General features: G+C 70.9%; 11 protein-coding genes and 1 riboswitch. Of the genes, 4 read left to right on the top strand and 7 right to left on the bottom strand.

Features of this window, described 5'->3' with window-relative positions; genetic code table 11:
- Positions 1-32: 32 nt before the first annotated feature.
- Positions 33-851, bottom strand: a complete 819-nt coding sequence (gene thiD, locus ACIRSS_RS17390) for a bifunctional hydroxymethylpyrimidine kinase/phosphomethylpyrimidine kinase (protein WP_400895864.1) — start codon at positions 849-851, stop codon at positions 33-35.
- A 103-nt stretch (positions 852-954) separates the two neighbouring features.
- On the opposite strand from thiD (ACIRSS_RS17390), the gene ACIRSS_RS17385 reads away from it, so the two are divergent.
- Positions 955-1,965: a phosphatidylinositol-specific phospholipase C domain-containing protein gene (locus ACIRSS_RS17385; RefSeq protein ID WP_400895861.1), complete on the top strand. Its 1,011-nt coding sequence runs from the start codon at positions 955-957 to the stop codon at positions 1,963-1,965.
- Here the strand turns inward: ACIRSS_RS17385 and thiD (ACIRSS_RS17380) are convergent.
- The 3 genes from thiD (ACIRSS_RS17380) to ACIRSS_RS17370 all read right to left on the bottom strand — a co-directional run bounded on the left by thiD (ACIRSS_RS17380) (position 1,928) and on the right by ACIRSS_RS17370 (position 5,451).
- Positions 1,928-2,755: a bifunctional hydroxymethylpyrimidine kinase/phosphomethylpyrimidine kinase gene (gene thiD / locus ACIRSS_RS17380; protein ID WP_400895858.1), complete on the bottom strand. Its 828-nt coding sequence runs from the start codon at positions 2,753-2,755 to the stop codon at positions 1,928-1,930. The two genes, ACIRSS_RS17385 and thiD (ACIRSS_RS17380), sit on opposite strands and share 38 nt — an antisense overlap.
- The gene (gene thiC / locus ACIRSS_RS17375) at positions 2,752-4,386 is read right to left on the bottom strand and encodes a phosphomethylpyrimidine synthase ThiC (RefSeq protein WP_400895855.1); all 1,635 of its coding nucleotides are present in this window, start codon (positions 4,384-4,386) and stop codon (positions 2,752-2,754) included. The genes thiD (ACIRSS_RS17380) and thiC overlap by 4 nt, the downstream gene beginning before the upstream one ends.
- Positions 4,380-4,501: riboswitch (TPP riboswitch) on the bottom strand. (Overlaps the previous gene by 7 nt.)
- 38 nt (positions 4,502-4,539) lie before the next feature.
- Positions 4,540-5,451 (bottom strand): S1C family serine protease, encoded by a 912-nt coding sequence (locus ACIRSS_RS17370; protein WP_400895852.1) that lies wholly within the window; start codon positions 5,449-5,451, stop codon positions 4,540-4,542.
- A gap of 202 nt (positions 5,452-5,653) precedes the next feature.
- On the opposite strand from ACIRSS_RS17370, the gene ACIRSS_RS17365 reads away from it, so the two are divergent.
- Positions 5,654-7,819 carry a glycoside hydrolase family 15 protein gene (locus ACIRSS_RS17365; RefSeq protein ID WP_400895849.1) on the top strand — a complete coding sequence of 722 codons (2,166 nt, stop codon included), beginning with the start codon at positions 5,654-5,656 and terminating at the stop codon, positions 7,817-7,819.
- 59 nt (positions 7,820-7,878) lie between these two features.
- On the opposite strand, the gene ACIRSS_RS17360 is transcribed toward ACIRSS_RS17365, so the two are convergent.
- The gene (locus ACIRSS_RS17360) at positions 7,879-8,457 is read right to left on the bottom strand and encodes a peptide deformylase (RefSeq protein WP_400895846.1); all 579 of its coding nucleotides are present in this window, start codon (positions 8,455-8,457) and stop codon (positions 7,879-7,881) included.
- Between the two features lie 155 nt (positions 8,458-8,612).
- Between ACIRSS_RS17360 and ACIRSS_RS17355 the strand changes: the two genes are divergently transcribed.
- Positions 8,613-8,921 (top strand): DUF3263 domain-containing protein, encoded by a 309-nt coding sequence (locus ACIRSS_RS17355; protein WP_003101701.1) that lies wholly within the window; start codon positions 8,613-8,615, stop codon positions 8,919-8,921.
- A complete protein-coding gene (locus ACIRSS_RS17350) occupies positions 8,918-9,547 on the top strand; it encodes a LytR C-terminal domain-containing protein (protein WP_400895843.1) in 630 nt (209 codons plus the stop codon). Before ACIRSS_RS17355 ends, ACIRSS_RS17350 begins: the two co-directional genes overlap by 4 nt.
- Before the next feature lie 25 nt (positions 9,548-9,572).
- Here the strand turns inward: ACIRSS_RS17350 and ACIRSS_RS17345 are convergent, their stop codons facing one another.
- Positions 9,573-11,843, bottom strand: coding sequence for an AAA family ATPase (locus tag ACIRSS_RS17345; RefSeq protein WP_400895840.1), 2,271 nt, complete (start codon positions 11,841-11,843; stop codon positions 9,573-9,575).
- A 5-nt stretch (positions 11,844-11,848) separates the two neighbouring features.
- A complete protein-coding gene (locus ACIRSS_RS17340; protein ID WP_400895837.1) occupies positions 11,849-12,472 on the bottom strand; it encodes a nitroreductase family protein in 624 nt (207 codons plus the stop codon).
- Positions 12,473-12,495 lie beyond the last annotated feature (23 nt).

Below are 12,495 nucleotides of genomic sequence, written 5' to 3'. Positions count from 1 at the left end.
AGTAAACGCAGGGATGGTAACCGGGCTTGTGCTCAGCGCTCCTCGGGTGCCAGCCGCCAGAAGGCCGAGACCGGGCCGACCTTCGCCCCCATCGGGTAGGCGTGCTCGACCGCGTGGGAGACGAACCACTTGCCGTACCGCGCGGCCTCGACCACCGGCATGCCCTTCGCCAGCCCCGCCGTCAGCGCCGACGCCATCGTGTCGCCCGCGCCGTGCGTGTGCGGCGTCGCGTAGCGCTTGCCCGGGAGCTCCACGAACGTCGAGCCGTCGAACAGCAGGTCCACGCACTCCGGGTCGGCCTGCAGGTGGCCGCTCTTGACCAGGACGTACCGCGGGCCCATCCGGTGCAGGACCACTGCCGCCGCGTGCATGCCCTCGCGGTCTTTGACGGTCATCCCGGTGAGCAGGCGGACCTCGTCGAGGTTGGGCGTGAGCACCGTCGCGCGCGGGAGCAGCTCGTCGCGCAGGGCGTGCAGGCCCGCTTCGTCGAACAGCGGGTGGCCGTGCATCGACGCCGCGACCGGGTCGACGACGAACGGGATCTTCTCGTCGCGCCCGATCTCCGCGCGGTCGCACGCGGCCGCGACCGCGTGGATGATCTCGGCCGACGCCAGCATGCCCGTCTTGGCCGCGCCGACGCCCATGTCCGCCGCGACCGCCTCGATCTGCCCGGCCACGATGTGCGGCGGCAGGTCGGCGCGGTCGTGCACGCCGAGCGTGTTCTGGACGGTGACGGCGGTGACCGCGACCAGCCCGTGCACGCCGCACGTCAGGAACGTGCGCAGGTCCGCCTGGAGCCCGGCGGCGCCGCCGGAGTCCGACCCCGCGATGGTCAACGCCGAAGGAATCATGGTTTTCCCGACTTCTGGTCTAGGCCAATCAGCCTCTTTTGCTTCATCAACAGTCAACCACGGTGAGACATTGTGAACGTTACTCACGTTCGAAGGAGCCTGGATGAAGCTCTTCTCGGTGGCAATCCTCACGGCGGCGCTCGCGCTCTCGGGGGCGACGGCGGCGCACGCGGACAGCCCGAAGCTTTCCCACGTCACCACGGTCGGCGTGCACAACACGTACGACCCGGCGGCCTACGACTACCTGGCCCGGGCGCTCGACGCCGGCTCGTCGCTGATCGAGCTGGACGTCTGGCCGGACTTCTTCACCCACGAGTGGAAGGTCAGCCACTCGAACCCGTTGGGGAACAACAACAACTGCGTCGCGGCCACGTCGGCGGCGCAGCTGTACACCGGCGGCAAGAACAAGAACCTCGAGTACTGCCTCGACGACATCCGGATCTGGCTGGCCGCCCACCCCGGGCACACGCCGATCACGCTCAAGCTGGAGATGAAGACGGGCTTCTCGGACAACACGGGCCTGGGCCCGGACGAGCTGGACGCGACGTTCCGCGCGCACCTCGGCAGCGTCGCGTTCCGCCCGGCCGAGCTGCTCGGGAGCTACGCCACGCTCGACGACGCGTCCAAAGCGGACAACTGGCCGTCGGTCGACGCGTTGCGGGGCCGGGTGATCACCGAGATCATCCCGGGCACGGTCGAAGAGGGGAACCCGACCGACACGCTGCACACCGACGTCGAGTACGCGCAGTACCTGGTCGGGCTCAAGAACGCGGGCAAGCTCGGCGACGCGAACATCTTCCCGACCGTGCACGGCGCGGCCGGCGGTGACCCGCGGGACAAGTACACCGCCGACCTCAAGCCGTGGTTCGTGGTGTTCGACGGCGACGCGAACGCGTGGGTGACGCAGACCGGGCCGTGGTGGTACGACGCCAACCACTACTACCTGGTGATGACCGACGGGCAGAACGTCGCGCCGGCCATCGACGCCCACAACCCGACGGTCGAGCAGGCCAACCAGCGCGTCGCCGACCTGGCGAAGCAGCACGCGTCGGTGATCACGTCGGACTGGACCGGGCTCACGACCGTGCTGCCCCAGGTCCTGCCGAGGGGCTGAGCACCCAGAACGGCGAGACGGGGCCGACACCCGCACCCAGCGGGTAGGCCTCCGCCACGCACCTCTCGATGAACTTCTTCCCCGCGGCGACGGCGTCCGGCACCGAAGCGCCCTTGGCCAGCGATGCTGTGATGGCCGACGCCAAGGTGTCGCCGCCGCCGTGGGTGTTCTCCGTCTCGTACCGCGGCCCGCTGAGGGAGATGTACTCGCGGCCGTCCGAAAGCAGGTCCACGCAGTCCGTCGTCCCCTGCATGTGGCCGCCCTTGACGAGGACCCAGCGGGAGCCGAACTCCAGGAGCGCGTCGGCCGCCGCGCGCTGGGATGCCGTGTCGGACACCGAAATGCCCGTCAGCAGGCCGACCTCGTCCAGGTTCGGCGTGATCAGCGTCGCGCGGGGGAACAGCTCCGTGCGGATCGCCTCCAGGGCGTCCTCGCGCAGCAGCGAATGCCCGGTCATCGAGGCCGCCACCGGGTCGACCACCAGCGGGAAGTCGAAGCCGGTCTCGTCGAGGGTCTTCGCGACCGCGCGGATGATCTCGGCCGTCGCGAGCATGCCCGTCTTGGCCGCGTCGACGCCCATGTCCGACGCCACCGCCTTGATCTGCGCGGTGACGACGTCGGCCGGGATCTCCGTGAAACCCTGCACGCCCAAGGAGTTCTGCACGGTGACCGCCGTCAGCGCCACCAGCCCGTGGACGCCGTGGGCGAAGAACGTCCGCAGGTCCGCCTGGATGCCCGCACCACCGCCGGAGTCCGATCCGGCGATGGTGAGGGCGGTCGGCGGTGTCACGGTTGCACCACCGGCAGGTACACCTGGCCGCCGGACTCGGTGAACTCCGCGGACTTCGAAGCCATGCCGGCCTCGATGGCCTCCACAGTGGACAGTCCGTGCTCCTCGGCGTACTTGCGGACGTCCTGCGTGATCCGCATCGAGCAGAACTTCGGGCCGCACATCGAGCAGAAGTGCGCCGTCTTGGCCGGCTCGGCGGGCAGCGTCTCGTCGTGGAACGAGCGCGCGGTGTCCGGGTCGAGCGACAGGTTGAACTGGTCGTTCCAGCGGAACTCGAAACGCGCCTTCGACAGCTCGTCGTCCCACTCCTGCGCGTACTTGTGCCCCTTGGCCAGGTCCGCGGCGTGGGCGGCGATCTTGTACGTGATCACGCCCGTCTTGACGTCGTCGCGGTTCGGCAGGCCGAGGTGCTCCTTCGGCGTGACGTAGCACAGCATCGCCGTGCCGTACCAGCCGATCTGGGCCGCGCCGATGGCCGACGTGATGTGGTCGTACGCGGGCGCGATGTCCGTCGCGAGTGGACCGAGGGTGTAGAACGGCGCCTCGCCGCAGAGCTTCTCCTCGAGCTCGACGTTCTCCTTGATCTTGTGCATCGGCACGTGGCCGGGGCCCTCGATCATCACCTGGACGTCGTGCGAACGCGCGATGTGCGTCAGCTCACCGAGGGTTTCCAGCTCGGCGAACTGCGCGCGGTCGTTGGCGTCGGCGATCGAACCCGGACGCAGGCCGTCGCCGAGCGAGAACGTGACGTCGTACTGTCGCAGGATCTCGCAGAGCTCTTCGAAGTGCGTGTACAAAAAGGACTCTTGGTGGTGCGCGAGGCACCACGCGGCCATGATCGACCCGCCGCGGCTGACGATGCCGGTGACGCGCCGGGCGGTCAGCGGGATGTAGCGCAGCAGCACGCCGGCGTGCACGGTGACGTAGTCGACGCCCTGCTCGCACTGCTCGATGATGGTGTCGCGGTAGATCTCCCACGACAGCTTTTCCGGTTCGCCGTCGACCTTTTCCAGCGCCTGGTAGATCGGCACGGTGCCGACCGGGACCGGCGAGTTGCGGATGATCCACTCGCGCGTCTCGTGGATCCGCTTGCCGGTGGAGAGGTCCATGATCGTGTCGGCGCCCCAGCGGGTCGCCCAGACCATCTTGTCGACCTCTTCCTCGACCGACGACCAGACGGCCGAGTTGCCCATGTTGGCGTTGATCTTCACGAGGAAGTTCTTGCCGATGATCATCGGCTCGGACTCGGGGTGCTTGCGGTTGACCGGGATCACGGCGCGGCCGCGGGCCACCTCGTCCCGCACGAACTCCGCGGAAACCCGTTCGCGCGCGGCGATGTACTCCATTTCGCGGGTGATGACGCCCTGCTTGGCCCAGCCGAGCTGGGTGTTGTGCTCGCGGCCGTCGGCCCAGCCGGCGCGCAGCCGGTGCAGTCCACTGTGGACGTCGATCGAGGCTTCGGGATCCGTGTACGGCCCCGAAGTGTCGTAGACGTCGAAGTGCTCACCGTTCGACAGATCGATCCGGCGCGCGGGAACCCGCAGTCCGGATTCGGTCTGGTGGTAAACCTTGTGCGAGCCGGTGATCGGACCCGTGGTGACGGAGACGTGCTTGTTTTCCAAAGTCGTCAACGACTTTCACTCCCTACGCCGGCATTACCCGGTCAGGTTCATGCGGTCGGTGACGCCTGCGAAACGCAAGTCACCCTCTCAGCCCGCCATGGCGCGAGCTCCCGCGTTGGTGTTGTGCCACCGACCATGCCACGCCGGAGCGCGATACTCAAGTCACCCGACCAACTCGGCCGGAGTGGCGTACACGTCGACCATGGCGCCGTTGCGCAGCACGGTGATCGGCAGTGCGGTGCCGATCACCTCCGCGAACAGCTGGCGCTGGATGCCCTGGGCGTCCGAGACGCGGGTGCGGCCGACGGTCAGCACGAGGTCGCCCGCCTTGAGGCCCGCCCGGTCGGCGGGGCCGCCGGAGACGACTTCGTGCACCCGCAGCCCGGCGCTCTGCCCGGTGCGCTCGGCGATGTCGTCGGGCAGCGGCGCGGGCACGCCGACGACGCCGAGGTACGCGCGCCGCACCCGGCCTTCGACGACGAGCGTGTCGATGATCCGCCGGGTCGTCGCGTTGATCGGCACCGCGAGGCCGAGCCCGAACCCGGCGACCGCGGTGTTGATCCCGACGACGCGGCCGGCGGAGTCGGCGAGCGCGCCGCCGGAGTTGCCGGGGTTGAGGGCAGCGTCGGTCTGGATGACGTCCTCGATCACGCGCCCGGCGCGGCCGTGGCGCACCGGCAGTGCCCGGCCGAGCGCGCTGACGACGCCGGCGGTGACGGTGCCGGAGAACCCGAGCGGGCTCCCGATGGCGACGACGAGCTGCCCGACGACGAGCCGGTCGGCATCGCCGAGCTGCGCTGCCGACGGCGTCTCGCCGCGCGCCCGCAACACGGCGAGATCGGACAGGGGGTCGGCACCGACGACGTCGAAGGGCACTTCGCTGCCGTCGGCGAAGGTCGCGACGCCGCGGCGGTGGTCGGCGACGACGTGGGCGTTGGTGAGCAGGTGGCCGTCGTCGGCGAAGACGACGGCCGACCCGCTCCCGCGCGCGAGCTGAACCCCGGCGACGTGCGGGGTGACGGTCTTGGCGACCGTGCTGACCGCGCGTGAGTAGGCGTCCATCGCGTCTTCCATGAGGGCACCTCGATTACACCGTTGCAGGTACTTCAAGTGTGCGCCGGGAAATCGGGGAAGTCCGTTCGCTGTTCGTGAACCGCCGACCGGACCAGTGACGGTCAGTGGTTCACCGGATCGGACCATGCGCCGGTGAAGATTCGGCGGCAGACTCCCAAAGCGCTTCTGTAACGGTGCAGAAGCGATCTTCTGTGGGGTTGATATGCGCAAACTCATGTTCGGCGCCCTCGCCGGGCTGCTGGTCACCGGCCTGATCCCGGGGATCGCGGCGGCCCAGGGCGAGGCTCCCGGCGCCCCGGGCGCCCATCCCAGCTGGCTGCCCGCGAACAAGACCGGCTTCGGCACGGCGCACGACCGCTCGTCCAACGTCTGGTTCACCCTCCAGGGCGGCCAGATGTCCGAGGTCTACTACCCGGACCTGTCGACGCCGAGCGTCCGCTCGATGAACTTCGTCGTCACGGACGGCCGGAGCTTCGCCGTCGCCGACTACACCGCGAAGTCCCAGCAGGTCCGGCGGACCGACGACGACAGCCTGACCTACGAGCAGACCGTCACCGACGACCAGCACCGCTGGCGCCTGCGCAAGACGTACGTCACCGACCCGGCCGCCACGACCGTGCTGGTGGACGTCGACTTCCAGTCGCTCACCGGGCGGCCGTACCAGCTCTACGCGGTCGCCGACCCGGACCTGACCAACGACGGCTCGGACGACTCCGCCGCGCGGAAGGGCGACGCCGTCACCGCGCAGGACGCGGCCAACGCCGCCGCGCTCACCGCCAAGCCCGCCTTCACGAAGACGAGCGTCGGCTACGCGGGCACGTCCGACGGGAACACGCAGCTCACGAAGACCTTCAAGCTGACCTCCTACGACACCGCCGCCAAGGGCAACGTCGTGCTGACCGGGCAGACGAACGCCGACGGCCTCCGCAACCGGCACGTCACCCTCGCGCTCGGCATGGGCGCCAAGGCCGCCGACGCGCTCGGCAGCGCGCAGGCGTCGCAACGCCGCGGCGTCCGCGACATCACGCGCGCCTACGACCGCGGGTGGGAGCAGTACCTGCGGGGTGTCAGCAAGCCGCCGTCGTCGCTGAAGACCGACGCCGAGCGCGACCTCTACAAGGCGTCGATGCTGACGCTCGCCGCGAGCGAGGACAAGCACCACCCCGGCGCCTTCATCGCGTCGCCGAGCATGCCGTGGCGCTTCGGCAACAACGACCCGGAGTGGTCGCCGTCCGGCACCTACCACCTGGTCTGGCCGCGCGACCTCTACCAGATCGCGACCGGCCTGGCCGCCGGCGGCGACACGTCCGCCGCGAACCGCGCGGTGTCCTACATGTTCGGCACGCAGCAGCAGCCCGACGGGCACCTGCCGCAGAACAGCCGCGTCGACGGCGTGCCGTACTGGACGTCGGTCCAGCTCGACGAAACCGCTTTCCCGATCGTGCTGGCCCAGCAGCTCGGCCGCACCGACCTCTGGCCCGGCGTCAAGAAGGCCGCCGACTTCATCCTCGGCTACCGGGGCCCGAACGGGCAGGCTTCGCCGTACACCCAGCAGGAGCGCTGGGAAGAGCAGGACGGCTGGTCCCCGTCGACCATCGCGTCGGTGATCGCCGGGCTGGTCTGCGCGGCGGACCTCGCCTCGCACAGCGGTGCGGCCGCCGACGCCGCCCGGTACCTCGCCGCGGCCGACAAGATGAAGGCCGACCTGCCCAAGCAGACGATCACCACGAACGGGCCGCTGTCGAAGGACCCGTACTTCGTCCGCTTGACCAAGGACGCCAACGCGAACGCGGGGACGACGTACAACCTCGGCAACTCGAGCGTGACGATGGACCAGCGCGCGGTCACCGACGCCGGCTTCCTCGACCTCGTCCGGCTCGGCGTCTACCGCGCGGACGACCCGGTGATCCGCAACAGCGTGCGCGTCACCGACAAGGAGATCGCCTTCACGACGCCGACCGGCCAGTTCTGGCACCGGTACACGAAGGACGGCTACGGCGAGCAGGCCGACGGTTCGCCGTGGGACTACACGTTCCCGGCCGGAAGCCGCACGACGTTCGGCCGGCTGTGGCCGCTGCTGGCCGGCGAGCGCGGGGAGTACGAGCTGACGCTCGGCGACCCGGCCTCGGCCGCGCGGCGGCTGCGGGACCTCGGCCGGGTGAGCAGCTCGGCGGAGACCATGCCGGAGCAGGTGTGGGACGAGAACCCGCCGTCCGGCCAGACGGGCTTCCCGACCGGCACGCCGAACACGTCGGCGACCCCGCTGGCCTGGACGCACGCCCAGTACGTCCGGCTCGCCCGGGACGTCGAGGCGGGTTCGGTGCTGGAGACGCCGAAGGTGGTCCGCTGCCACTTCCTCGGCTGCTGACCCCTCGTGAGTGAGAAACAGTGTTCTAACGCTGTTTCTCACTCACGACCGGCGGGCGGTCAGATGACGGCGCCGTCGTCCTCGGGGGTCTTGGGCGGCAGCCACGAGTTGCCCGGGACGCCCCACTTGTTGTGCTTCAGCATCTTCTTCGCCGCGCGCGCGTGGCGGCCGACCAGGCGGTCGAGGTAGATGTACCCGTCCAGGTGGTCGGTCTCGTGCTGCAGGCAGCGCGCGAAGTAGCCGGTGCCCTCGACCTCGATCGGGTTGCCCTCGACGTCCGAGCCGGTCACCTTCGCCCACTTCGCGCGGCCCGTCGGGTACGACTCGCCGGGCGCCGAGAGGCAGCCCTCCCAGTCGTCGTCCGGGTCCGGCATGGTCTCCGGGATCTCCGACGTCTCCAGCTTCGGGTTGACCACGACGCCCTTGTGCCGCACGCCTTCGTCGTCCGGGCAGTCGTAGACGAACACCCGCAGGTCGAGGCCGATCTGGTTGGCCGCGAGGCCGACGCCCTCGGCGGCGTACATCGTCTCGAACATGTCCTCGACGAGCGTGCCGAGCTTGTCGTCGAACTCGGTGATCTCCCGGGTCGGCTGGTGCAGCACGGGTTCGCCGGCGATCACGATGGGGTGGATGGTCACGGCGAGCCAGTTTAGTCGGACCCTTCTGGTAGACCTGCATCAGACCGTGACGCGCCGGGGTCGATGCCCACGTCGGCGGCCGCTTCCGTGGTTGAATGGCGCCCGCGGAAGAGCTAGGTCTGATTCGCCATGACGCCCGATTGAGAGGGACTCGGATGGACGCCGCGGAGTCGATGGCTGAGCCGCAGCCGTCGCCGCCGAAGCCCGTACCCGGCCTGACCGAACGCGAGGTCGAGATCCTCGCCTTCGAGCGCCAGTGGTGGCGACACGCCGGGGCGAAGGAGAACGCCATCCGCGAACGCTTCGACTTGTCCGCGACGCGCTACTACCAGCTGCTCAACAAGCTGCTGGAGAAGCCGGAGGCGATCGAAGCGGACCCGATGCTGGTGAAGCGGCTGCGCAAGACCCGCGCCGCCCGCCAGCGCAAACGAGGCGCCCGGCGACTGGGGATCGAGCTGAAATGAGCGTGTTTTCGGGAATGTCCCGGCCGATGAAGGCCGCGGGCGTCGCCCTGGTCGGCGTGGCGATCATCGCCGCGGTCATCGGCGGGATCTCCGCGTTGAGCGGGGACAACGGGTCCAACGAGGCCGGGCCGAGCGGCACGGCGACGCAGCCGGGCACGTCCGGCGGGACGTCGGCACCGCCGGCGACGTCGTCGACGGCCACGCCGCCCTCGTCCTCGACCTCGACGAACCCGTCGTCGCCCACCCCGCCGCCGACGTCCACCCCGGCGCCCGGCCAGCCCACGCAGGGGCAGCCCGGCCAGCCCGGTGACCAGCAGGCGTCCAACAAGTGGGTGACCGTCCGGGTGTTCAACAACTCGACGATCAAGGGCCTGGCGGACCGGGCGGCGGAGGACTTCCGCGGTTCCGGGTGGAACGTCAACGAGGTCAGCAACTACTCCCAGGGCGTCATCCCGACGACGACGGCGTTCTACCGCCCGGGCACCGACGAGGAAGCCGCCGCCAAGCAGCTCGCGCAGGAGTTCGGCATCAAGGCCGAGCCCCGCTTCCCGGGCATCGAGAGCGCGAGCCCCGGCGTGATAGTGATCGTGACGAAGGAATACCAGTCCGGCCACAAGGGCAGCTGATGTGAAGGGGCCGTGGCCCCTTCACTCACTCCCCGGCCTGCGTCTTCGCGTACGCCTCCAGCGTCGCGAGCTGCGCGGGGTCGAGGCTCGGGCGGACCGTCTTGCGGGCCTTCTCCAGGTGCGCCGCGGTGACCTCACGGGCCTCCAGCGACTCGCGCATCGCCGTCAGCGCCGCCTCGCGGATCAGCGCCGCGCAGTCGGCCGCCGAGTAGCCGTCCAGAGTGGACGCCACCGCGGTGAGGTCCACATCGGACGCCAGCGGCGTGTTCTTCGAGCTGGCCACGAGGATCGCGGCGCGGGCCTCGGCGTCCGGCGGCGGCACGTAGACGCGGCGCTCCAGCCGGCCCGGCCGCAGCAGCGCCGGGTCGACCAGCTCCGGCCGGTTCGTCGCGCCCAGCACGACGACCTCGCGCATCGGCTCGACGCCGTCGAGCTCGGTGAGCAGCGCCGCGACCACGCGGTCGGCGACGCCGGAGTCCGACGACTGCCCCCGGCGCGGGGCCAGCGCGTCGATCTCGTCCAGGAAGATCAGCGACGGCGCGGCCTCGGCGGCCCGGCGGAACAGCTCCCGCACCGCGCGCTCGGACTCGCCGACCCACTTGTCCATCAGCTCGGCGCCCTTGACCGCGAAGACGTTCAGCGCGCCGGTGCCGGCCAGCGCCCGCACGAGGAACGTCTTGCCGCCGCCGGGCGGCCCGTACAGCAGCACCCCGCGCGGCGGTTCGACGCCGAGCCGCGCGAACGAGTCCGGGTACCGCAGCGGCCACAGCACGGCCTCGGTGAGCGACTGCTTGACGTCGACCATGTTGCCGACGTCGTCCAGGGTCAGGCCGCCGGTGGCCAGGTTGTCCGAAGTGGACATCGACACCGGCCGGACGGTGGCCAGCGCGTCCAGCAGGTCCTGCTGCGAGATGCGCGGCTCCTCGGCCTCGCGCTGACGCAGCGCGGCCCGCAACGCGGCGTCGCGCCGCAGGGCGATGAGGTCGGCGGCGACGAACCCCGGCGTCCGCTCGGCGAGGACGCCGCAGTCGATGCCGGTGTCGAGCGGGACGTCGCGGAGCAGGACGTTCAGCAGTTCGCGGCGCGTCTTCGCGTCCGGCAGCGCGAGGCTGAGCTCGCGGTCCAGCAGGTCGGCGGCGCGCAGGCGCGGGTCGGCGGACTCCGCGCGGGCCGTCGTCGCGACGACGGCGAAGCGTTCGCGGCGCAACGCCGTCCGCAGCTCCTCCAGCACGACGGTCGCGACCGGCGGCGGCGTGGCCGCGGGCAGCAGCGCGTCGACGTCGGTGAGCAGCAGCACCGTGGGCCCGTCGGCGGCGCGGACGGCCTCGCGCAGGCGCGCGACCGCGACGTTCGGGTCCAGCACGGCGAGGTTCGGCGCGGCCACCGGCACGACGCGGATGCCGGCCTCCTTCGCCACCGACCGCACGAGCGTCGCCTTGCCGACGCCCTCGGGGCCGGACAGCAGGACGCCGAGGTGGGCGGGCGCGCCCAGCCGGGCCAGCAGCTCCGGGCGGTGGAACGCCAGGTCGAACCACTCGTCGAGCTTGCGCGCGGCGGCTTCGGCGCCGATCAGGTCGGCCAGCGGGACGGCCGGTTCGGCGGCCTCCTCGACGACGGCGACTTCGTCTTCGACGATCTCGGCGTCGATCCACTCCTCGGCCGCGGTGACGGCGGAGGTGCGGACGAGCGCGGTCGCCGTGCGGGGCGCGGCGGGCTCGGGGGCGGGCCGGGCGCCGTCGCGCCAGACGACCACTGTGGACGGTCCGACCGCGACGGTGCCCGCCGGCTCGGTCGCGGTGACGGTGAGCAGCTCGTTGGTCCAGGTCGCGCCGATCGCCCGCGACAGCTGACCGCGCAGGCCCGCCGGGTCGGACCCCGGCTGCGGCGCGAGGTCTTGCGGCAGCAGGGAAACGGCGTCCCCGACGGTGAGCACCTTGCCGATGAGGGCGAGCCGCAGCATGTGCGGGCTGACCGAGACGCTGGCCAGCCGCGACCCGGCGACGGTGACCGTCTTCGCCGCGGAGACGTCCGCGGGCGCGACCACGACCTCGGCTCCCTCGGTGACCCCGAGGTTCGACATGGTGACGTCGTCGGTGAGGACGATCCCGGGCACGTCGGCCTCATCGGTCGGCGCGGCCAGGGCGGCGCTGACCCGGGCGCCGGTGAGGTGCACGGCGTCCCAGGCCCGCAGGCCGAGCGCGTCGAGGACTTCGGGGTGCAGCCGGACGACGCCGCGGCGGGTGTCCAGCGCGGACGGCGTGTGCCGGACGGTCAGCGTGATCTGCGGGTGGCTCACGCCGTTCACCCTAGCGATGCGGAGCGGCCCCAGGCGTCGAAGTAGGTGATGTCCTCCACCGCCGCGCGCGCCGCCGGGCGGAAGCCGGGCTGGGTCGTGTAGGCGACGGCGAGCAGGCTGATCTGCAGGACGTCGTCCGGGATGCCGAGCAGGGCGGCGACGCCGGCTTCGTGGTCCTGGAGGTGGTAGCCGCAGATCGAGCTGCCGAGGCCGCGGTCGCGCAAGGCCAGCTGGAAGCTCCAGATGGCGGGGTAGGCGGAGCCGAAGTACGCGGACTGCGTGAAGGCGTCCGCCGGCGGCCGGCCGATCATGCAGGGGATGGCCAGCACGGGCACGCGGTGGAGGTTGCGGACGAGGTGCCGGGCGGAGGCGAGGGCGCGTGCTTCGACGAGGTGGCCGTACTTCGCCCAGGACGCCTCGGCGGTCTCGCGGTTGTAGGCGGCGATCGCGGCTTTGGTGCCCGCGTCGCGCACGAGCAGCCAGCGGAACCGATCGGCCATGCTGCCCGCGGCGGGAGCCTGCTGGGCAATGCGGAGGCAGTCGTCGAGGACGTGCTGGGGCACGTCCCGGTCGAGGTCCAGCTTGCGGCGAACGGATCGAGTGGTGGTCAGTACGGTCTCGGCGTCCATACTTACAGTGTATGCGTACACTG

The sequence above is a fragment of the Amycolatopsis sp. NPDC101161 genome (genome assembly GCF_044768185.1).
GTDB lineage: Bacteria > Actinomycetota > Actinomycetes > Mycobacteriales > Pseudonocardiaceae > Amycolatopsis.
The sequence above is the reverse complement of the archived record's forward strand: the minus strand, read 5'-3'. Positions and strand labels throughout refer to the sequence as shown.